Source organism: Nostoc piscinale CENA21, from assembly GCF_001298445.1.
GTDB classification, from domain to species: domain Bacteria; phylum Cyanobacteriota; class Cyanobacteriia; order Cyanobacteriales; family Nostocaceae; genus Nostoc_B; species Nostoc_B piscinale_A.
Window position 1 is genome coordinate 294618 of sequence record NZ_CP012036.1, and the last position, 21887, is coordinate 316504.

Consider the following 21887-nt stretch of genomic DNA (forward strand, 5'->3'; position numbering starts at 1 on the left):
CCTCAATTTCTCAAATTTAAATGCTCATCAAAACAGTGAAACCTTGTTCAAATGCGGATTTTGGGTGTGTAGCGTTTTTTTTCGATTACTAACATTTTTCTTATTAAAACTTTACACTCTTCTCAGATTCGATTTTGGCGAAATTTGTTCGATTTCTCTGTGAGTTTCCTCAAGAAATTTGTATGTTGTAGAACATATAGGTTTTTGAAATATTAGTTATAAGTTTTAAATATATTGAAGTCAAAAAACTAGTGTCAATACTGAATTAGACTATATTTATATAATCTTTAGAATTAACTATAAACTAGTTAAATAAAGAATCCTGCTCAAAAAATATCCTTAGACAGCACAAAAATATAAATGTTTTAAAAAAAACTTATGTAGTAAAGAATTACATGGAAATATACTGTTTTTTAGAAAAATAAAAGTAATATATAAAACCAGTATTTTTAGCAATCAGGGGCAAAGAAATTAGGTACTTTTGCCACTAATATTTTTTACAATTAAAAGAAAAATAAGAATGAGAAAATTAAAAAACGCAAGTGGACGTATATTCATGAGTTTGACAATGTAGCAAAAATTACATAAAAAATAGACTAATTGATCATTTATGATTTTCTGATATAAATTATTAGCTTCATGGCAAAACAAGCAAATTCAGGAGATTTAGAAATAAATCCATCATCATTGTTGTCCGTTCTCCAAGACTTGCATTCTAAGTACAAGTCTTTGCAAGAAGGTGCAGTCGCAAACTACATTCCAGAATTAGCCAAAGTAAACCCAGATTTATTTAGCATTTGTATTGTGACTGTAGATGGCCAAGTGTATGAAGTTGGAGATTATCAACAACTATTTACGATTCAGTCCATATCGAAAGTTTTTGCTTACGGACTAGCACTAGAAGATCATGGGCGAGATTATGTGTTGACCAGAGTTGGCGTAGAACCGACAGGAGACGCATTCAACTCAATTATTTTGGATGAGCAATCAAAGCGACCATATAACCCAATGGTAAATGCTGGTGCGATCGCCACCACCAGCTTAATCAAAGGAACTGGTGCAACCGAACGCCTCAACCGCGTCCTTGATATGTTCCACCGCTACACCGGTCATGACGTATTTGTAGATATATCAGTATTTACTTCCGAACGCAGCACCGGACACCGCAACCGTGCAATGGCTCACCTGATGCTGAACTTTGGCATGATTGACCAAAATATCGAACAAGCATTAGACCTTTATTTTCAGCAATGCGCCGTGATAGTGAATTGTCACGACTTAGCAGTGATGGCGGCGACATTGGCGAACAAAGGAGTTAACCCCATCACAGGTAAACGAGCTGTAGACCATCAATATATAAAGGATATTCTCAGCGTGATGTACACCTGTGGTATGTACAACTTTGCAGGCGAATGGGCGTATACAGTCGGTATTCCCGCTAAAAGTGGCGTATGTGGTGGAATTCTCGCAGTCGTACCCAATCAAATGGGAATAGGAGTATTTTCGCCACCCTTAGATGCACGAGGTAACAGCGTGCGGGGAGTCGAAGTGTGTAAAGAACTTTCCCAGCAGTTATGTCTACACATGTTTGCTTGTGGGGGTGGAAGCTCAAAAATAGAGAGTGGGGAATGAGTGGATTGTTTGCCAGTTATTTAGAACTGCTATGTGTCATTTCGCAAAACCTTGAATGGCTGATTCTGACTTTCCCAGGTGCGAATATTTAAGTAGAGTTGCGTCTTGCAAAAATAGACTTCTTCGTAAGCCAGTCGTAAACTACGCTCAAGAGCGTTTGGTTCAACATCAGCAGCTTTGTTAGTACCAAGCACCTTACGTAAACCAAGGGACAGAATTTCTACTAAATCATGACCGCAGCAGACTTGCCAAGGATCATGGTTGTTTTTTTTTCTGAATATTTATCAGTCGTTGCAACTCTTCGTCTTTTAACGAGTAGGCTTGAGATTTATTCTTAACCTCTTGAATCATTCGCAGTTCATTAATTTGTAGCGTTTGCTCATCAATGAACTTGCTAAATGTAATGCCCTCAAAAGTCAGGTTTAATTTTTCAGACTGAGATATTAACAGCAAATAACCTACTGAAATGCCAATTTTCAGCAATGTTAATCTGACATCTCGCTTAAACTGGGCAATTTTTTTCGTCAGAACCAAACTCAGCCAGTACCTTGTCTAATGCTGGTGATTGAATCAGCATTATTTCTAAGTCATGGGTGTCGGTGTAAAGCAAATTAGGACTACTCAAAAATAAGCTTTTAAGCCGATCAAAATCTGCATCGACAATTGCTAAAACTCCCTGGAAATTGGATTTATCTAAAATTTCTAAAGTATTAATAACACACTGTTTACTAGATGGTTTTCCTGAAATAATAACTACTTGACAAGCTAACTTATCAATAAATCGTTCATAAAAAGTTTTATCAGAACTGCCTTCTACTAATAAAAAAGTACCTTTAAACGTATCTCTGAGCAATCTAACTTTGTTAGCAAATCTGTCAACTGAAAGAAACTCTCTCACTTTTCTAATCCTTTCAGTTCAACCGTCAAATCCCATCGGTCTTGAATAATATCTGGTGAATGTGTCGCCATTAATATATCCAAGTCTGCAAGTTGGGTAATTTCTTGCAAGTCTTTTAAAAATTGAACTTGCCAACCTACATGAAGTGATAGTTCTGGCTCATCAATTAATACTAAAGATTTAGGTTGAACCTTAAATAGAAGTTCGTATAAAAGAACTAACTCATGTTGCTCACCTGATGATAAATCGGTTGGTGAAAGGGTTTTGGAGTTAGACAATGATGAATTAAAAAGTGTTGTAAAGACAAAACCTTTCTCTTTACTAAAATTTATCTCTTTATAAGAGTAAGCAAACTTATTATTAATGATTTTCTTTAATAAATCTATTTTGCTGGCGATTTCTGCAAAGACACTCAGCTTTTTCTCCATATCTTCAACATATACAGACAAAGCATTTTTAGTACTTTCATCTATATCTTGAGGCTGGATTTGAACTTCTGAATCTTCCTCTTTATCTAAAAGACCAACAGCTATAAGACGAGAACGAGTCGCTTCAAGTTCGTTTAGTTGATGGCGCAGTTGTTCATCTGTTACATCTGCGGATGGCTGTTGCTTCACTACTCTGATTGGAAAAGTTCTGTCAAGAGATTGAGATATTGTACCGTATTCCTTAAATTTTTGTTGCATTAATTGAGCAAGTTCATCAGAATAGGCAGATACGGTTGATATCATTGAAGGTTTTTCAGCAGACTGTTTAGAAGAACGTTTAGACACAAAATTAAGCAACCGTTGTGATTCTATAAGACGAATATGAATTTTCTCCCTCAATTCTTCTAGCCATTTAGGTATTTCTCTTAGTCTTAAGTTTGAGGGTAATAAATTATCAAAACGCTCTACAACTTCCTCTAAGGAAAAAGTTTCTCCTGTGGGTTCATACAGCCATTTTTGAGGAGCAACTTGTTCTAATCCTAGTATTATTTTATCTAAATTTTGAAGTGAAAAGCTTATGCCAACAGACTCAATATTTATTTGCTTTGGAGAAAAAGAAAGTTTTTTTGAATTATTTGTATATATATAATTAATCTTATTTTTCTGTTCTTCATCATCAAAATTTTTTTATTATTTCAATAACATTACCATTATCAAATTCAACTACACAATTTTTAAATGGAATGGTTATCAATTCTGAGTATCGAGAGTTAAAAAAGCAATTTAAAATTCTCAATATTGCTGTTTTACCAAAACCGTTGGGGCCATGAATGATAGTGATCCTTTCATCCATATTCAATGGAATTACATGGTCAAAAATTCCAAATAAGCCATTGACGGAAATTTGCTTAATTCGCATAGTAACTGAGTCCTATAGCCATTGGCTTTATGACTTTGATTGTATCCTTTATATTCTTCTAGAATGTACAGAAGACACAAAAATGGATTTTTTAGCTGGCACACTTCTAAGCTAAAGCAGCTAAAGATTACTTTGTGTTGCAGAAACTATTATGACTTCTGTACAAACACAAATTTAATAACATATATATGTCACAAGTGCAGCAACTATTACTAGAAACTTTTGTAAATCAAGGCTTAGAAACTTCTTTGTCACTTTTTGATCAAGTTAAAACCCTATCGCAAGATTTTGCGACTCGTGCCGCAGTGCATGATAAAGATAGTTCATTTCCTTTTGAAAATTTTACGGCGCTGCATCAAGCAGGACTGTTAGGTTTAACTATTCCCCGTGATTTGGGTGGACAGGATTTAGGGCTGACTAGTATTTGTCAAGTTATTGAGGGGATAGCCAGTGGTGATGCTTCTACGGCTTTAGTGTTGAACATGCACTATTTACAACATGCTAAAGCAAATCGTAATCGTTCCTGGCATCCTGAAGTATACAAGAAAGTTTGTCGGGAAGCGATCGCCAACCCCGCCCTGATTAACGCCGCCCGTGTAGAACCAGAGTTAGGTACACCAGCCAGAGGCGGTTTACCAGCCACAACCGCCCAAAAAACAGCACAAGGTTGGCTGTTAACTGGACATAAACAATACACCACAGGTAGTCCAATTCTCAGCTACTTTGTAGTTTGGGCAAAAACAACCGCAGATGAACCCCAAGTTGGTAATTTTTTAGTTCCCCGTGACTTACCTGGGTTGCGAATTGTCGAAACTTGGGATCATTTGGGAATGAGAGCGACTGGGAGTCATGATTTAATTTTAGAGAATGTCCTAATTCCCGATGAATATGCTTTAGATATTCGTCCTATCTCTGTTAAATCACCACCAGACCCGATGACAGCCGTTTGGAACAGCTTGACCTTGAGTGCTTTGTATTTAGGAGTTGCCACTGCTGGGCGAGACTGGTTAATAGAATACCTGGGCGATCGCACTCCGTCAAATTTGGGAACACCACTCGCCAGTTTGTCACGCTTTCAAATAGCTGTCGGTGAAATCGAAGCACTACTATATGCTAACCGTCAATTAATTTACAACTTAGCCCAAGCAGTTGACAAAGGCGAGTCTGAAGCTAATGTAGAATTACAAGCACAAGCTGTAAAATATCTCAGCACAACCAATTCAATCCGTGCAGTAGAAATTGGTTTAGAACTTATCGGTAATCCTGGATTAATGAAAAAGAATCCTTTAGAAAGACATTATCGTGATGTTTTGTGCAGTCGTATTCATACACCACAAAATGATGTGATTTGTCAATCTTTAGGAAAAGCCGTACTTAATAAAAGTGATGAGTGCTGAGTTGAAAGTACTTTGAAATAAAACCTCTCTTAAAAAGTTTAAGAGAGGTTATTGGTGGAGTTTTATCAAACAGTTGGCAAGTGAGAGTATTCTAAATGGAATCTAGGAGTCAGAATTTTTTTATTCTGGCGACTGTATTCTTCAATTACTAAATTATTCCTTGACCTCTACCGCGTCTGTCAGTGTCTTCAGTTAACTCGCCTTCCTTATCTTCTTTAACTTCTTGAAGTTCTTCTACACGTTGTGCGCTATCTTCTGCAACTTCTTGGCGTGCATCACCAGGAACTTCGTAATACATTTCTGGTTCAATTGCGTAATTATTTAATAAACCTTCTTTATCCACTGTGTAACCGTCTGTGGTGTGGATACTTTCTGCGTCGGTTTGGTCATCAGTAGGGGCTGCGGCTTCTCTTTCTTCAGTGGGTAATGTTTTATATAAATCTCCCTCTCTTTCTTTACGGGCAGCAGTTTCAGCAGGTACAATGCCTCTATCATAAGTATCTACTTCTGCTCTTTCGGATGAATCTACTGCTTTTTTTAAATTTTTCATTAGCCATAATAAATGTCCTCGAATTTAAAGAAAAGTATGTTGTTTCATAGGTTCGAGAACTAGATTAGGATGTTTCAGAGAGTATATCTACTATCTTGAGAATAGATTTAAATAAAAAAATTATCTTTTTTCTATATCTTGAGATGTATGGCAGTTGAGAGGTTGACAATTTCTAGATTTATACCAAGTTTGGTCTTGGGAATACACCCTCCAGACTGGAAGTATGGGGCTAGAAAAACAAAGCCTGCCTAGCCTATCGGCAACGTAAAAGCTGAACGCAGGCTAATTATATGCTGCTTCATATCGATTTGGTATTAGGACATTCGAGAAGTATGAATTCTAGGCAGAATAAAAATTTTTACTTCTGCCTTCTGCATATATTACCTTAATTTTCTATTTCGGTTCTTGTTGTTTACTATGTTCTCGTAGCTGCTGCAATAACTTTTCTTGGGATGATTTCTGAGTTTCTGAATTGTGAGTTTGAGGTTCTTTGTCTAAAGTTTTGATAACAGGAGTTGGGGTGTTAATCATGGTTGTTGGTTCAGATGCTACTGCTTTAGGAAATACCACAGTTTGTTTAGTTGCTGCTATTTTCATCGCATCTAAAGTTGTCGCAAACTGAATTTGTTGCTGCATTTCTTGTGTAGAAGAAACTAAACCACTCAAACCGTTCACTAATTGCCGGAGATTGTCTCTAAATTTGGGATCACCTGTTAATTCATCTAAATCAGAGGTAATTTTTTGAGTATTTTCAAAAGTGACTCTGGCTGAATCTAATGTTTGTTGTAGTAATAAGACATTCTTGGGATCATTTAAAGTTTTTGTGGCATCTCGTAAATTAGCAGAAGCTTGGGCGGCATTAGCTGAAAGTGTTTCTAAATTTTTAATCACTTCGCCTTGGGTTAAGCGATTTAATGATGGCGATAAACTAGCAACAGTGGTGCGTAATTGATTACTAGTTTCGGTAATATTATTCAAAGCACCGACTAAAGATGAACGATTCGTAGTGACTAAATCATCCAAGTTAGTCAGCAATCGATTGGCTTTATTAGCTGTTAAGCCAAATTCCTTAGCTGTGGCACCAAACTGACTAGCTGTTACGCTTAATTGATTAGCTGTTTTTGTAGTTGATGCAGTTAATTCAGTTGTGGCGCGTTGTACAGAATTCGCTGTTGCACTAAATGTATTTAGCTGTCCTTGAAAGCCTTTTGTTAAACCCCTAGCATCTTGACTGAGGGCGGCGACACTGGTGGCGGCGGCGGCGGAACTTTCTAAGAGTCTATTAACTCTTTGATAGAATTTTGGATCGTTGTACAAAGTAGCTAACTCAGTGCTACTACGAATCAGGTCATCAACACTAATACCAATTTGACCTTTTAAGCGAGAACCATTACAAATAATCAAACTTTGGTCACAGCCTTTCTCTAGAGGTTTGGCTTTGACATTAGCAACAAGTGAAGTTCTAGGTGTAATATCGACAATACTTTCGCTAATCAAGCCACTTTGGTTAGCATCAATTTTGACATCACTGGGAATAATTAAATCGGCGGGAGCAATTTCTATTTCTACATCAATTGCATTGGGTTTGGGGCGGATGTTGGAAATTTTGCCTACCTTTACGCCACGATAACGGACAGATGCACCTTTTTGCATTCCGCCGGCGTTGGCAAATTCGACGATGAACTTATACGAGCTGCGTCCTGCACTCACTCCATTCAACCACAGAACGATCGCCCCAAAGGAAACCAGCCCCAACAAGAGTAATAACCCGACTGAACCTTCTCTTAGCGTTCGTCTAGATGTGAAACGGTTTGTGATCAATTCTCGCATTTGTTCCTCCAACCACCTAACCAACAACTTGAATCGGCCCTTGCACACTCCCACTCATAAATTGTCTAATTAATGGGTGGTCGGTGCTATCCATCTCACTCACTGTACCTTGCCACTGCACTCTACCTTGGTAGAGAAACACTAGTCTATCAGCTGTCCGGCGAATCGTACTATCTTGGTGGGTAACAATGGCATAAGTACTGCACACTCCGTGCATACTTTGTAAATCACGAATCAAGTCTTCAATGACTGTAGAAGCAATGGGGTCTAGTCCAGCTGTGGGTTCATCGTAAAGTAAAACTTCTGGCCCTTCTTTGGGGTTTTCGGGGTTGGACATAATTGCACGGGCAAAGCTTACTCGTTTCCGCATCCCACCAGAAAGTTCTGAGGGGTAGAGATGACCTATTCCTGGTAAACCCACCATGTCTAATTTTTCTTTGACTAGTTCTTGAATTTGCGATCGCGCTAACTTGGAATTTTGATACAGTAAAAATCCGACATTTTCATCTACATTCAAAGAATCAAACAACGCCGCTTGCTGAAATACCATCCCAATACCAATGGGGTCAGCACTATCTTCTATTAACCCTTCGCGCCGGACTCCTTGGACATAGATTTCGCCCTCATCAGGGTTAGTTAGTCCAGCTATCACTCTCAAAATTGTTGATTTCCCAGTCCCGGAAGGGCCGATAATTCCCAGCGCCTCTCCTCGGTAAATTGTCAAGTCCACATTATCTAAAACCTTATTGTTACCAAAGGACTTAGACACGCCTTTCAGTTCAATTAGTGGTTCAGTCATTAGTCACTAGTCAATAGAATCATGAACTTATCACTCTTAACTCAGCACTCAAAAAATGATGTCATAGTCATCGGTAGCGGTATTGGTGGGTTATGTGCTGCGGCGTTGCTTGCGCGGTATGGCAAGCAGGTAATTGTCTGTGAAAGCCATACAATTGCCGGTGGTGCAGCCCATAGCTTTAAACGACGAGGATTTGAATTTGATTCTGGCCCCTCTTTTTATTGTGGACTCTCAGGAACCCATAGTTTAAACCCGGTAAAACAAGTTTTGGATGTTCTAGGGGAGTCCCTTCAAGTTATACCCTATGATCCTTTAGGACACTACCATTTTCCGGAAGCGAGTATTGCAATTTACAGCAATTTTCAAAGATTGCATCAGGAGTTACAAACAATTACACCCCAAGGTGCAGCAGAGTTTCAGAATTTTGCCACCCGCTTGTTAGGCTTGTATGAGGGGATGAAAGATATACCTACTTTAGCTTTACGGGCTGATTGGCAGGTAATTTTTGTGTTACTGAATTATGTGCGATCGCTAGGTAAAATGTTACCTTACTTGCCTTTGGTGCAGTCTTCTGCCGGTACTGTTATGGATGCCACTGTCAAAGACCCTTGGGTACGCAGACTCATCGATGTAGAATGTTTTCTACTTTCTGGCTTAAAGGCACATGGCACAATTGCCCCAGAAGTCGCTTTTATGTTGGGTGAACGTGGGCGTGGTGTGGAGTACCCTGTGGGGGGTAGCGCCGCAATTGTCAAGGCTTTAGTGCGTGGTTTAGAACGTTGGGGCGGTAAGTTACGCTTAGGCTGTCACGTCGAGCAAATTTTGGTAGAGTCGGGGAAAGCTGTGGGTGTGCGGTTAAAAAATGGGGAAATTCTGTCAGCGCCGATTGTAATTTCCAACGCCACAATTTGGGATACTTACAATCAACTACTGCGTCCTGAAGATTTACCAGCAACTTACCGTCAAACTGCACTGAATACACCCGCCGTTGATAGTTTCATCCATTTACATTTGGGTATTCGTGGCGAGGGGCTAGAAAATTTAACAGGACATCATGTCGTAGTCCACGACTCTCATCAAGATATTACCACCCCTGGTAATACTTGCATGATTTCTATTCCTAGTGTGTGGGATGCAACTCTCGCACCAGAGGGACATCATGTAGTTCACGCTTACACCCTAGAACCCTTTACTGGCTGGGAACGAAATGAGAATTATGAAGCCAAGAAACAAGAGAAAGCCCAAACTTTATACCGCGCCTTAGAGCGAATTATCCCCGATATTCGAGAACGTGTAGTGTTGGAACTTATCGGGACACCGTTAACTCATGCCCATTATTTACGAAGATATCAGGGAACCTATGGCCCGGCGATCGCTGCGGGTAAAGGGATGTTTCCGAGTACACATACGCTCATTTCCGGTTTATATCGTGTAGGTGATAGTACCATGCCTGGAATTGGTGTACCAGCCGTTGCCGCTTCTGGTATTTTATGTGCAAATAGCTTGGTGGAGCGATCGCAAACAACAGAGTTATTAAAAATTTTAGACGTTGATTAAATAAATGCTGTGTTGAAAAACCTGCTATAACTGTATATACGTAGATAAAAATACTTAAAAGTAATTATACTTAAATTAGAAATGCTAGGGGAATTAATTGAAGTTGCATCGAAGCTGTTTGAATTTAGCGATCGTTTGAACCAAGCCGAAGATAAAAAACGCCAAAACATAGAAAATTACTTTCGTAATATTGAACAGTGTCTGCGTGATACTGCCAAGCAACTCAAAGATGGTCAAATTCCTCATGATAAGTGGGAAGAATTAAAAGTTTACGCAGATAAACTGCCGAATATTATTGTTGATGAGATAGGTCAAGATAAAGCAAATGAAATTTCTCGCCTACTGAAAATAACTGCCAGCAAACAACCAGATCATAGTTCTATTCCAGAGATAGAGGCTGCTGCTGGTAAATTTAAAGGACTGGTAGTAATAATTAGTACAGGGCATAAACCACTAGATATTAAACAATCACAGCGCCAAAAAATACTTTTACCAATTCCTTTATCTCCCAGCCGTAGAAATTTTATTTCAACAGGTGTTGGTACATCAGTAGGACTAACTACTGGTTGGCTTGTCGGTCAGAATGTAAATTTGTCGCCGATAAACTGGAAAATGGTGAGTTTTTTGAAGGAAAATGCTCAAAAGTTTATTCTTTATAAAGCTCCGCAAATGATTTGCGATCGTGTTCGAGAAATGACACAAGGAGGCTTTAATATTGAAATAGATAAAAATGATAATCAAAAAATAGACACTCAAGACATATTAAAAAATGTCAGTAATGGAAATATTCAATGTGGTTATAGTGGAATTTATTACAACGATGAGAGATATAAAGTTCTATTTTTTGGTTGTGCAATTCCTTTTGGCTTAACACCGCAAGAACAAACTGCTTGGCTGCTCTACAAAAAAAATCCTGATGATGTTTTAACTTTCATACAACAAATTTATTCTACCAAATTGAACTTAAATGTTATTCCTTTTCCTGCGGCGGCTACTGGTGGACAAATGGGTGGATGGTTTAATAGAGAAGTTAACACAGTAACAGATTTTAAGGGAATAAAAATGCGTATTCCTGGTTTAGGAGGAGAAGTTCTGCAAAAATATTTTGAGGTTACTTTAGATAAAGAATTACCAGGCGGTGCAATTCCCATAGATCAAATAGCAGATGAACTCAAGCAAGATAACATTAATGCTGCTGAGTGGGTTGGCCCCTATGATGATTTTCAGCTAGGATTACACAACGTAGCAAAATACTATTACTATCCAGGTTGGTGGGAACCAAGTACAACATTTGATATTCTAGTTAATAGAAATGCTTGGGAAAAACTACCTAAAGAATATCAACGAATATTCCAAACAGCTTGTTTGGAAACATACACAAAACTATTAGCTGAATATGATACTAAAAATAGTGAAAAACTCCAAGAACTGCGCCGATTAGAAAAAATAGGAAAAATTAGATTAGTTCGTTTTAGCAATGAAATTCTGCAAGTAGCTCAGAAGAAAACAGATGAACTATTAACACTTTACTCTTCAAACGCAACATTTAAAGAAGTTTATGATGAATGGAGTAGTTTTAAAATCAAAATCAGAGATTGGTCAAATCTTAATAAAATTTAGTTAGTTGCTGATATTTCCCAGAATGGTAAACTTTTTAGTTATAATTAAACTTAACTTTATAACTGACAAATTGCTTTCAGCACCTGCAACAATTCCATTGCCCGCATAGATTCCATAAAATTTAATAATGGCAGCAGTTGATAAACTGGCGGGTTGCCTTGTTCTATATAAACAAATTGATAACTCCTACCGTTAGTAGTTAAACCCCAAGCTGATTTTTGATTATCTAAACCTTTATAAGCATAAGTTAGTAATTGAGGTAATCCAGTAAATATATCAACTTGACTATTTTTAGATTCAACTAATAACAGCCAGAAATATGCTTGAGGTTTTGTATGTTTAGTTTTACTAATCGCTAAAATATCAAATCTGCCTTTGATTATTTTGTCTTCATCTTCTATTTCAATATCAGCAATATTTTCTTCTAACAGAATTTCAATTGGATAGCGATAAAAGCCAGCCAACCTCAGTAAAGGTGCAACTGCCAAAAACTTTACCTGTCCTTCTGAAACTTTGCCTGTATTTAGATATCGGCGAAAATCATCTCTAATTTCAAAAAGTTCTTGCTGTTCTAACTCAGTCAAAGGTTCCAGATTTAATAAACTAGAAAATGTGACATTGTACTGTTCTTCAAAACCAAACAGCCGATGAACTTCTTCTAAAGATAAATTACGAGCATTAAGTAATGTCATAGATGGATGTTAGGTATTAGTAGTAATTATAGCAGTTTGCATATTCATGAAGTACTCTAGAGAGGTGATATGTAACTTTCTCTACATGATTTCGGTTGTTATGTTTGTACATCATGTACTCAAAACAAGCTGTATCTAAATTATATTGAGGACTGTATAATTAGGACTGCTATAGCAATCTTAAATGATTTATAAAATCTCTCTCTTCACCTGTCACTTATCACTTGTAAACTGTCTCCTTCACCTGAATTAACTGATAATCCTGCACTGTCCCAAGAACGCGATGAGGGCGAGATAAATCAGGAGACTTTTTTTAAATATATCCAAGCGTAGCTAGAAGCTGGTAGTTGGGAAATTGTATCTACAGTCTTTCCGTGAATGGGGGTGTAGAAATTTAAGAGTACGGTATTTTTGCCATCAAGTTTGACAAAGTAAATAGGCTGAGTTTGCAGAATAGACGCGATCGCAGGATCATGGAAAAATTTTCTCAAGGCTGGATTATAGTCACCAATTAATCCCAAACTACCAGCAACCGCTAAAGCTAACCAACAGGGAATCAACCACCCAGCTAACCAATAATTTGCGGTAAAAAAACTTGTAATTGTAGTGGTGACGACCAATCCAAACTCCCGGTAAAATTAAACAACTCAATCCCACAATTAACCCCAAGGGTGCATACTGGCTAATCTCTGCATCACTCCAAATTAAAATATATATGCCTGCTAATAAAACTAAAATACCTAATCCACCAAAGCCATAACTTAAATTACGAGGAAGATTTTTATAGGGTTGTGTTTTTTCGTAAATTTTACCCAACCAATCTAAAGCTAATGCGGCTAATAAGGCGATGAAAGGATAAAGACCAAGACTATAGTGAGATAATCGCGTTGAGAAAATACTGAGTTCTGTAAATAAAATTATTGGAAAGCCAACTAATAATAAATGATAATTGGAAATAGGACGACGACAGGCAACAACTAAACCTAAAACACTGAAAAAAAACCAAGGAAATGCTTTTAAAGGCACATTCCAAAAATAAAATATAATGCCATTTCCGGCTCTTTCTTCAAAACCTAGTTGAAGAACAAACTGTAATAAAGCATTTAAACTATTACTACCATAACGCTGCCAACTCAACCACAGCCAGATGAAAGTGGGGATAAAGCCTAATATTAAACCTAAATAAAAAACTGGGTTAGCAAGATGACAATGACGACGATTTTCCCCAATCAGATAAGGTAATAATGCCATTGCTGGCAAAAAAATCATAAAACTTCTAACTAAGAAGCCTAAACCTAAACTTAAACCAGCCACAAATCGCCAAATAATAGAATATTTTGGTTTTAATTCCGCTTGAAGTAACGAAAAAATCGCTAATAAAACTAAAAAAATCATCGATAAATCAGGTGCGCCTAAACGGCAATATTGCAGCCACAAAAATTCTACGCTCAAAATAGCAGCAGCTAACCAAGCTAATTTTTGATTTAAAATAATTTTGCCGATTTCATATATGAGAAATAAGCACGAAAGTCCAGAGATTGCACTGGGAATTCTAGTACTAACTTCACTCATCCCAAATATTGTATAAGCACTAGCAATCATCCAATAAAAACCAGGAGTTTTATGATGCACAGTACCCCAAGGTGCTATCCAATCGCCAGAATCAAACATCCGACGCGCCCGCCAAGCATACAACCCCTCATCATGTGCCATCAAACTATTCTGCCCAGAGGTAAATAATAATAAAGGCAGTAGCCAAATTAACAAGCTGATATAAGGAAATGCAGCTGATAAGCGGAACTGTTGCCAAATAGACTGCAACCGAAGTAACTGATACAACATTAATTTTTGAAAATAGAGTCTGGTGGCTAGGAAAGAAAGGTAATTATGCCAGTCTAGTTTGGTAAGTAGAGTCTTTGTTAAGTAATGGCTTGGTTAATAAAGAAACATCCTTATCAACCAAGCCATCATTAGTTTAAGTCAACTATGACATTTATTTAGCTTGCTTGCTGCCGGAGATATTGTCCATTCAATCCTGCTTGTATCCAACTCAAGCATTCATATTCGGAATTGAATAATTTTGGTGCAGCAATATTATTCAATAACTCTGGTGGATAATGATCGTAGAAATATTTCCCATTTTGTTGAAAGATGATAATCAGGTTGTAACGGAAAATATAGCGCAACTTAAAACAATCTTGTTGACTGATAAATTCTAGATTTTTTTCAAGATGTTCTTTGGCAATATCAATAATATTATTAATGCTATTACCGTAGATGCCCGCTGGATTTTCTGTTTTGTGAAATCTACTTTTATTGCCAATTTCTGACAACAGCTTGTAGGAATAGATTTCGTAAGCATCAGCTTTGCCGTAAACAAACGGAATGATGAGATATCCTTGATATGAAATTGATTTTTCATAAAGAAGACGACTCATCTGAACCTCCTTTGATGAAACTGTTTACCAATGATCGCCCCAATCACAATCCACATAAAAAACCAAGCCATTTTTGTTAGCTATTTTTAAACATTGTTAATATCCTCTTGGCAAATTTCCTCAGAGGTATATAATCTCCTTTTCAAAAAAAGGGAACTAATCTAGCTTTATTAAAAATGTCTTGCAATAACTATTATTACTCTTTTTGAAAAGAGAATGAACTGAATATGTTATGAAAGTAAAAAAATTAGATAAATTTCCGAAAAAGTTTACCACAAACTTAGCTGACTTGGTGGATTTTCTAGTTGATTCCAAGGTAAAGGGGGAACTGGAACACCGCTTTGTTCTAATAGCTGTTGAAAGTGACGGGCGTTGTGTGGCGATCGCTCTTCTAGAGGACAATGGACAAAGAAGTAGATTTTCGTTCCCGTTTGCAACCATTGTTGAATCTGCGTCACCCATTCTGCCATAAACTGCTGATTCTCAGATAAAGTGGGATGGGAAATGAACCGAATCAAACTAAAAGGTGCAGTAACGCTGAATTGTAGAGGTAATTTAGGTTTGCGTCGTTCTGATTGTAACTGTGGGTCATCTTCGCCATTGTAAATTGGACGCGAATCTAAGAGTACTCTTCCAACACCGAGATTTTCTAGCAATGCTGTTAATTGACTACTGTAAGGTTCTTTAAACCAGTCTAAATGTCTCACTTCTAAAGCGAGAGGTACAGTTTCACGCGGCCAAGCTTCCAGAAAAGCGGTTAAATCATCAATGAGTTTCGCTGGATAATTGGGAGGTAACTGAACAAACATCGGCCCCAAGCGTTTCCCTAAAGGCTGCATTCCTTCTAAAAATTTCAACGCTGCGGAAATATTGGGTTGGAGTAAACCTTTATGGGTGATATCGCGTGGTAACTTCAGGCAAAATTCAAAACCTGGGGGTGTTTCCGCTACCCAACGACTCACGGTTTCTTGGTTAGGCACAGCATAAAAGGTAGTATTGCCTTCAACCGTAGTCAAGCGGCGACTGTAGAGACGCAAAAAATCAGTAGCGCGAGTTCCTGGGGGATACAATTCACCCACCCAACCTTTATATGCCCAAACTGCACAACCAATAAAAAAGTTCACTGACTAGCCTTGAGTGTTCTTACTTAATTGTAAAGGCTTATGGATGGCGCGATCGCTTGGTGCTGTTTTTCCCAAAAATAAATACGGGAGAACTAATCTAATAGTATGAAGCAAAAATCTTTACAAGCATCTTTGCTGGAAATTCTACTACCTCTAGCATTAATTTTTGGTTTAGTTTTACTTTTAAGCCTCAATGTCGAACAAACTCACCAAACCGAGGCAGCACAAGCACCGTTAGAATCTTGGTTAAAATTAATTGTTGGTTATCTCGCCGCCACCGCCGAAATCGCCGCCGCACTGGTAATTGGACTAGCTGTGATTCGTGGAATATTGCTTTATCTGCTGCAAACTTTTTCTCGTTCTAGACAACATATTGATTCTACAGAAGTAGTGCGTTTGCAGTTGGGGCGGGTATTAGCTTTGGGGTTAGAATTTACCGTTGCTAGCGACATTTTAAGAACGGCTGTTGCACCTACACGCCAAGATATTCTCAATTTAGGGGCAATTGTACTTTTGCGAACATTGCTGAATTACTTTTTAGAACGAGAAATTCAGCAGGTAGAACAAAGTCGTTCTAAAAGTTATCAAAATCCTGAACAACCTGAAAACACATAGTAGATTTAAGATAGGCAAAAAATTTCTATACCCAGCAACTTATATAGGCAATTGTTTAACTCGGAAAGTGCGATCGCTCTACCGGGGTGGATGTACGACCTTGCCCATAGCCGATTACAATTAAAGACGCGATCGCATTTTCTCAAGGAGTATGCAGTAGTGCAGCCGGATTTACTAGGCTTAGAAATTAGCAAGGGAGAACTGAGACGCTTGACTGGGTTTGACCCAGAAGATGTTTTCCGGCCTTCGGTAATGAAAGATAAAGAGAAGCGATTTGGCTTTTTGATGAATGAATTGCTGGTAGCGTTAGCACTCACACCAATTATTGTGGGCTTTATTTATGCGTTTATTATTTTGCCCACTATTGGTTCTTCCATTACATTAGGCATTATTTTATTGATTGTAGTACCGTTGGCTGTTTTAGTTGGGCGATCGCTCTGGCGCAGTTTCACTTGTCCGAAAGCACTCACCATGCTTTTAGATGAAGTTGACCAATATCATGCTGTGATTAAAGCCATAGATATTCACGACGAATTAGCAACTTCAGATAACTATATCAACGACAGAGAACAAGTAATTTCTGCCTTACAACTAATTCGGGAAGATTTAGTTCGCGCCTTAAAAACCGAGCGCATTTTACGGGACAATAAAAAACTACTGGCAAATAATCAAGAATTATTTGTGAATAATTTAGCTAATCTGCAAGCATTACAAGTCAGTACCCAAGCTGGCGAATATGCTCAATTACTCAATCAATCATTGCAGATTGCTCTTGATGTACAAGCCGAAATTAGAAAATTGCAAAAGCTTTAATTGTGCATAAATTAGGTTGGTAGAAATAAAGATAACTACTGAAGGCTCTGCTTTATCATCAGTCGTTAATAATAGTTTCAAGTCTATTTATATTTCTTAATATAATTTTGGTTATTTCCACCGACTTACTTACAAAGTGGCAACTAATCTTATTCATTCCCCGGAATGACTGTGGAAATTTATTCTGGATAGACTATGGCATCCTAATTACAGACAATTCTATTTAAAGATAAATTGCATCAAGAAAGTTTACTATACTCAAGTTTTGCAGCCAAACGCAATCTTACTTTTAGGCTGTGAGCTTCATCGTAAACGATAATGCTTAAACCATATACTATCTTTACGATATCGAATATTCAGGAGGAGAGCATGAAGTTGTCCACCCACTTCAGGAGAGCCGTATGGGTCTATATCCCAATACGTAATTCCTTCTGGCTCTTGCAACAGTGCAGGTTTGTATTCATATCGAAAGTTTTGCCCATCTTGAATAGATTTTGTAACAAATACACCCCATTTATAATTATCATTTTTAAACATCCAAATTCCTCTACTATGAGTTTCATTGATGCCTGTTTTTCCATTCAGAAGGAACAAATATTTACCGTCAGTAGAAAAATCCCCACCCTGGATATATGGAGATAAGCTTTCTCCATATTCTTTAGGTATTCCAGTTAGATAAAAATTATGTGAAAACTTCAAATTTAATTTGCCCTGATTGCGGAGGGTCTCCCAATCAATGTCATAAACGTCTATTGGGTTGTTGGAATCTATTTTATTGTGAGAAGTAAATAGCTGTCCATTTGGTGTAATAGAACACCACCCACTTCGAGTTCTATTCTTTAATAACGCATAGCTAACAAAACTTAAATCATCTTCTCTAAAGACTCCAATAGCTGGCGTTTCTGTAGATGAGCGTTCAATAGGTATAAAAATGTAACCATTTAGAGCATCAAGATCACCAAAATGATCAAAGCCCTCCCGTTTTAATACTTCAGGCATTTCCACTCTTAAGACCCCAGGAAAACCAGAACGGCCAGGCCACATATTCTTCGAGTTATCCAAATTTATGCTCAATGGAACTTTCCAAAGAACTTCTTTCTGAGTGAAAAACCAACTATCGTGATTATTTCCTACGCCTTGTAATCTCTCAGTCCAGCTTCCCCATTTGTCGCTTGGGTAATTTCCTAAATATGAAATAGAAGGTTCATTAGATTGTGTGTGTACTACATCACTAGGCAAGATAACTGTCAGAATCACTCCAATACTAAAGAGTAATTTCCTCATAACTTCCTTATACAGTTTTAATTTCAGCATTGCTTGAATTCATTGAACAGGACTTAATACTCAATCTCAACAAAACCATTTTGCATACTTACTGACTTGATATTAGAAATATTAATGATGCCTGGTAAGTTTTTAAGGCTAGTATCTGACATTTTTTGGCGCACTGTATCGCTATTGAAGTGAGTCATTATCGCATCCGCAATTGATTTTTTTATCTTGCCTTTATAGTCGGTAAAGCTATTACAGATATCTATGCCAATATTGCAAATGCCTGCCGCCTGAAATTCTCCTCCAACTTGAACATCGACTGCTTTCAAAGCAATTCCACCTTTATAGGAAATAGGAACTAACTGGAGTCTGATATTGGGATTTTCCCAGTTCACATCAGGCGCACCTTTATCTTGGCCAATAATGCAGTTTCTATAACCCTTACGAATTAGCCTTTTGCGACGGCAGATACCTTTTATTTCCGATCCTTTGCTTTCAAAAGTCGCTTCTAGCTCAAAAGCTTTATCTAGAGGCTTAACCTGAAGCTTGTTAGATTTCAGATTTGCAACATTATAGATATAGAGACGCCTGAGTACACGCTTTCTAAATTCAGGAATGTCGAACTTGTAAACAAAGCCGTAAAAGTTTATATAAGAACTGTTGGGTTCGTGCCAGCTATTACCATGTTGTTTACCATAACTATTCAAGAATACTTCACTAACATCAAGTCCATCATTAAAGATTTGAGCAACAATACCATTTGGGATTTTTTTACTTGCTGCCAGAGCAGAATCTGAGCCAATTATGTTAAACATATTGACTGTCATTAATAGTGTAATATGAGTGGCTACAAATCTCTTCCAATTCATATTTATTGCCTCTATAATTCAGTTATTCTTTTGAGATACTCACTTTAGAAAAGCAGTAATTATCTCTGTAAGATTTACCATATATCGATAACTGGATTCAGGCGAATAGACATCAGAATGAATTAATATTCTTCCTAAAAAAGTTAATTGGTATACATAAGGGATTTTTCTAAAAGTTCATTAGATAACATATTAAGGATTATTTAGCTGAATAAATTAGGACTTGTATATTTACATAAAAAAACTACAAATCAGATATTTTGGTAACTAAATTAATAATTTATTATTGACTTATTAACAATCAAGCATCTTTAGTAACTAAATCTGCTGCACCATCACGAACAGTTTCTAGGCAATTCACACTACCCAGTGAGATCACCATATTCATTAACTATTCCATCCAACTTGATCATCAACTATTGAAAAAACATTTCGCGGACTAAGCAATCTGCATAAATTAATACATTGCTCAATAACTTCTCGTTACCAATACGAACAATCTTCTATAATTACAGCTACGGTTTTATTATTTGCGACTAAATTCAGAATTAATGAAACAGGAAGTAGTATTCCGCGAATGCAAGCTTCTCTACCTGGAATACTTGAGTTAGATGTAATGCAGTCAAAACTTAACAGAATAATATTCTCACCTGAATATAAATATACTGTTTTTGCAGGATAATAAAAAACTGTTGGTAAATACACTCAATCATTGCAATTTGCAATTAAAAGCATTGACTATCCTCACATATCCCATGAGTAACAAACCTAAAATAATTGTCTTAGATGATGACCCTACCGGTTCGCAAACAGTCCACAGTTGCTTGCTGCTAATGCGCTGGGATGTGGAAACTTTACGCATCGGTTTGCGCGATGAATCACCGATTTTTTTTTGTCCTGACTAATACCCGTGCGCTACCTCCAGAGTCAGCCGCAGCTGTGACTAGAGAAGTTTGTCAAAATTTAAAACAGGCAATAGCGGCTGAAGGAATTAACGATTTTTTAGTAGTCAGCCGTTCTGATTCTACATTACGCGGTCATTATCCGATTGAAACAGATGCGATCGCCGAAGAACTCGGCCCTTTTGATGCTCATTTTCTCGTACCAGCATTTTTTGAAGGCGGACGCATCACCCGTGACAGCACCCATTACTTAATTATTGATGGTGTCCCAACTCCAGTACATGAAACTGAGTTTGCCCGCGATTCTGTATTTGGTTATCATCACAGTTACTTACCCAAATATGTCGAAGAAAAAACTCAAGGTCGCATCAGTACGGAGTCTGTCACCCGATTTTTGCTGGCTGATATTCGTGCTGGTAGCTTAGAACGCTTGCTGCAACTCACTGGTAATCAATGCGCTGTAGTTGATGGTGAAACTCAAGCCGACCTCGATATGTTCGCCAAAGATTTATTAGCTGCCGCCAGCCAAGGTAAACGCTTTTTATTTCGTAGCGCCGCCAGCATTTTAACAGCTTTGGCTGCATTACCACCCCAACCGATTGCGGCCGAAAACATGGCTAAATATGTGCGCCAAGGTAAACCTGGTGCAGTCATTGTTGGTTCCCATGTCAAAAAAACAACTCAACAATTAGAAGCACTCCTGCAAACAGCCGGAACAGTGGGAATTGAAGTTGAGGTACAAAAATTACTAGATAATCAAGAAAATTCCGCTCATACTCTGCTGACTGAGACATTAGCAAATATTCAGACTGTACATAACGCTGGCAAAACCCCTGTTGTTTATACTAGTCGTCAAGAACTCACTTTTAATGATGTTAAAACGCGGCTAGATTTTGGAATTCAAGTTTCTAGTTTATTGATGGATATTGTGCGGGGTTTACCTGCTGATATTGGCTTTTTAATTAGCAAAGGTGGAATTACTTCTAATGATGTCTTGAGTACTGGCTTGGCTTTAACAACCGCCAGATTACTTGGACAAATTCTCGCTGGTTGTTCAATGGTAACTACACCGGCAAACCATCCTCAATTTCCCAATTTACCAGTTGTACTATTTCCTGGTAATGTTGGCGATGCTAATGCGTTGGCAACAGTTTATCAACGGTTAACTAAAGAATTATGAAGTCTGAAAATTATTCGAGTTTTTAGGCTGCAAACTTGATTTTTCATTGGATGTTAATCAAAACTAATGACTCTTGACTAATGACAATCGCCAAAAAACAGTGCAATATGTATGCCTAATAGCTGTCCAGATGTCTAGTTAAGAATAATAAATCAGGGTTGATACAAAATGTTTGTTCTGAAATACTTCAGAAACATGAGTTCAGTGCAAAACTCAAAAGTTCTGAGCCGCAGTTGTTGGTGCATCCCTTGGGAGGTCACAGAAGCGTTAACAGCACTCAGTCCTCATAACTTTCTTGGGTGAGAATGTTGTTCCGTTGTGTAACTAATTTAAGATAAGTAATTACCCGGAG

20 protein-coding genes and 2 pseudogenes are annotated in these 21887 nt (G+C 37.7%); 7 read left to right on the forward strand and 15 right to left on the reverse strand.

Features of this window, described 5'->3' with window-relative positions:
* Positions 1–639 precede the first annotated feature (639 nt).
* Positions 640–1632, forward strand: coding sequence for a glutaminase A (gene glsA, locus ACX27_RS01265; protein ID WP_062287360.1), 993 nt, complete (start codon positions 640–642; stop codon positions 1630–1632).
* A gap of 29 nt (positions 1633–1661) precedes the next feature.
* Here glsA and ACX27_RS33170 read toward each other — a convergent pair whose 3' ends face one another.
* The 5 genes from ACX27_RS33170 to ACX27_RS32725 form a co-directional block, all read right to left on the reverse strand.
* A complete protein-coding gene (locus ACX27_RS33170; RefSeq protein WP_235526445.1) occupies positions 1662–1826 on the reverse strand; it encodes a hypothetical protein in 165 nt (54 codons plus the stop codon).
* Positions 1827–1887: 61 nt separating this feature from the next.
* Positions 1888–2166: a hypothetical protein gene (locus tag ACX27_RS33175; protein WP_235526707.1), complete on the reverse strand. Its 279-nt coding sequence runs from the start codon at positions 2164–2166 to the stop codon at positions 1888–1890.
* The gene (locus tag ACX27_RS33180; RefSeq protein ID WP_235526446.1) at positions 2135–2530 is read right to left on the reverse strand and encodes a DUF4435 domain-containing protein; all 396 of its coding nucleotides are present in this window, start codon (positions 2528–2530) and stop codon (positions 2135–2137) included. Before ACX27_RS33180 ends, ACX27_RS33175 begins: the two co-directional genes overlap by 32 nt.
* Positions 2527–3612: an AAA family ATPase gene (locus ACX27_RS01275; protein WP_200929952.1), complete on the reverse strand. Its 1086-nt coding sequence runs from the start codon at positions 3610–3612 to the stop codon at positions 2527–2529. Before ACX27_RS01275 ends, ACX27_RS33180 begins: the two co-directional genes overlap by 4 nt.
* A gap of 22 nt (positions 3613–3634) precedes the next feature.
* Positions 3635–3877, reverse strand: a complete 243-nt coding sequence (locus tag ACX27_RS32725; protein WP_200929895.1) for an AAA family ATPase — start codon at positions 3875–3877, stop codon at positions 3635–3637.
* A 188-nt stretch (positions 3878–4065) separates the two neighbouring features.
* Between ACX27_RS32725 and ACX27_RS01280 the strand changes: the two genes are divergently transcribed.
* Positions 4066–5274 (forward strand): acyl-CoA dehydrogenase family protein, encoded by a 1209-nt coding sequence (locus ACX27_RS01280; RefSeq protein ID WP_062287363.1) that lies wholly within the window; start codon positions 4066–4068, stop codon positions 5272–5274.
* A 148-nt stretch (positions 5275–5422) separates the two neighbouring features.
* Here the strand turns inward: ACX27_RS01280 and ACX27_RS01285 are convergent, their stop codons facing one another.
* The 3 genes from ACX27_RS01285 to ACX27_RS01295 form a co-directional block, all read right to left on the reverse strand.
* Entirely contained in the window at positions 5423–5824 is a 402-nt protein-coding gene (locus ACX27_RS01285; RefSeq protein ID WP_062287366.1) for a hypothetical protein, read from the reverse strand.
* Between the two features lie 393 nt (positions 5825–6217).
* Positions 6218–7654 carry an MlaD family protein gene (locus ACX27_RS01290; protein WP_062287369.1) on the reverse strand — a complete coding sequence of 479 codons (1437 nt, stop codon included), beginning with the start codon at positions 7652–7654 and terminating at the stop codon, positions 6218–6220.
* Between the two features lie 16 nt (positions 7655–7670).
* Entirely contained in the window at positions 7671–8453 is a 783-nt protein-coding gene (locus ACX27_RS01295) for an ABC transporter ATP-binding protein (protein WP_062287372.1), read from the reverse strand.
* A 21-nt stretch (positions 8454–8474) separates the two neighbouring features.
* Here ACX27_RS01295 and ACX27_RS01300 point away from each other — a divergent pair, with 21 nt between their 5' ends.
* Entirely contained in the window at positions 8475–10010 is a 1536-nt protein-coding gene (locus ACX27_RS01300) for a phytoene desaturase family protein (RefSeq protein ID WP_062287375.1), read from the forward strand.
* A gap of 135 nt (positions 10011–10145) precedes the next feature.
* Positions 10146–11630 carry a TRAP transporter substrate-binding protein gene (locus tag ACX27_RS01305; RefSeq protein WP_235526447.1) on the forward strand — a complete coding sequence of 495 codons (1485 nt, stop codon included), beginning with the start codon at positions 10146–10148 and terminating at the stop codon, positions 11628–11630.
* A gap of 56 nt (positions 11631–11686) precedes the next feature.
* Here the strand turns inward: ACX27_RS01305 and ACX27_RS01310 are convergent, their stop codons facing one another.
* The 4 genes and pseudogenes from ACX27_RS01310 to ACX27_RS01325 all read right to left on the reverse strand — a co-directional run bounded on the left by ACX27_RS01310 (position 11687) and on the right by ACX27_RS01325 (position 15884).
* On the reverse strand, positions 11687–12322 hold the full coding sequence (locus tag ACX27_RS01310; protein WP_062287381.1) for a hypothetical protein: 636 nt from the start codon (positions 12320–12322) through the stop codon (positions 11687–11689).
* A gap of 220 nt (positions 12323–12542) precedes the next feature.
* Positions 12543–14164, reverse strand: a pseudogene (locus ACX27_RS01315) (ArnT family glycosyltransferase).
* A 155-nt stretch (positions 14165–14319) separates the two neighbouring features.
* Entirely contained in the window at positions 14320–14760 is a 441-nt protein-coding gene (locus tag ACX27_RS01320) for a hypothetical protein (RefSeq protein WP_062287385.1), read from the reverse strand.
* 269 nt (positions 14761–15029) lie between these two features.
* Positions 15030–15884 carry a DUF72 domain-containing protein gene (locus ACX27_RS01325; RefSeq protein ID WP_062287387.1) on the reverse strand — a complete coding sequence of 285 codons (855 nt, stop codon included), beginning with the start codon at positions 15882–15884 and terminating at the stop codon, positions 15030–15032.
* Between the two features lie 105 nt (positions 15885–15989).
* Here ACX27_RS01325 and ACX27_RS01330 point away from each other — a divergent pair, with 105 nt between their 5' ends.
* Both ACX27_RS01330 and ACX27_RS01335 read left to right on the forward strand, forming a co-directional pair.
* Positions 15990–16499: a DUF1622 domain-containing protein gene (locus ACX27_RS01330; protein WP_062287390.1), complete on the forward strand. Its 510-nt coding sequence runs from the start codon at positions 15990–15992 to the stop codon at positions 16497–16499.
* A 159-nt stretch (positions 16500–16658) separates the two neighbouring features.
* A complete protein-coding gene (locus ACX27_RS01335; protein WP_062287394.1) occupies positions 16659–17312 on the forward strand; it encodes a magnesium transporter in 654 nt (217 codons plus the stop codon).
* 303 nt (positions 17313–17615) lie between these two features.
* Here ACX27_RS01335 and ACX27_RS01340 read toward each other — a convergent pair whose 3' ends face one another.
* The 3 genes from ACX27_RS01340 to ACX27_RS34750 all read right to left on the reverse strand — a co-directional run bounded on the left by ACX27_RS01340 (position 17616) and on the right by ACX27_RS34750 (position 20158).
* Positions 17616–18626: a hypothetical protein gene (locus tag ACX27_RS01340; RefSeq protein ID WP_062287396.1), complete on the reverse strand. Its 1011-nt coding sequence runs from the start codon at positions 18624–18626 to the stop codon at positions 17616–17618.
* Positions 18627–18649: 23 nt separating this feature from the next.
* On the reverse strand, positions 18650–19453 hold the full coding sequence (locus ACX27_RS01345) for a hypothetical protein (protein WP_062287399.1): 804 nt from the start codon (positions 19451–19453) through the stop codon (positions 18650–18652).
* Positions 19454–19936: 483 nt separating this feature from the next.
* On the reverse strand, positions 19937–20158 hold the full coding sequence (locus ACX27_RS34750; RefSeq protein ID WP_256364373.1) for a DUF433 domain-containing protein: 222 nt from the start codon (positions 20156–20158) through the stop codon (positions 19937–19939).
* A 50-nt stretch (positions 20159–20208) separates the two neighbouring features.
* On the opposite strand from ACX27_RS34750, the pseudogene ACX27_RS01350 reads away from it, so the two are divergent.
* Positions 20209–21535 (forward strand): annotated as a pseudogene (locus ACX27_RS01350) (four-carbon acid sugar kinase family protein).
* Positions 21536–21887 lie beyond the last annotated feature (352 nt).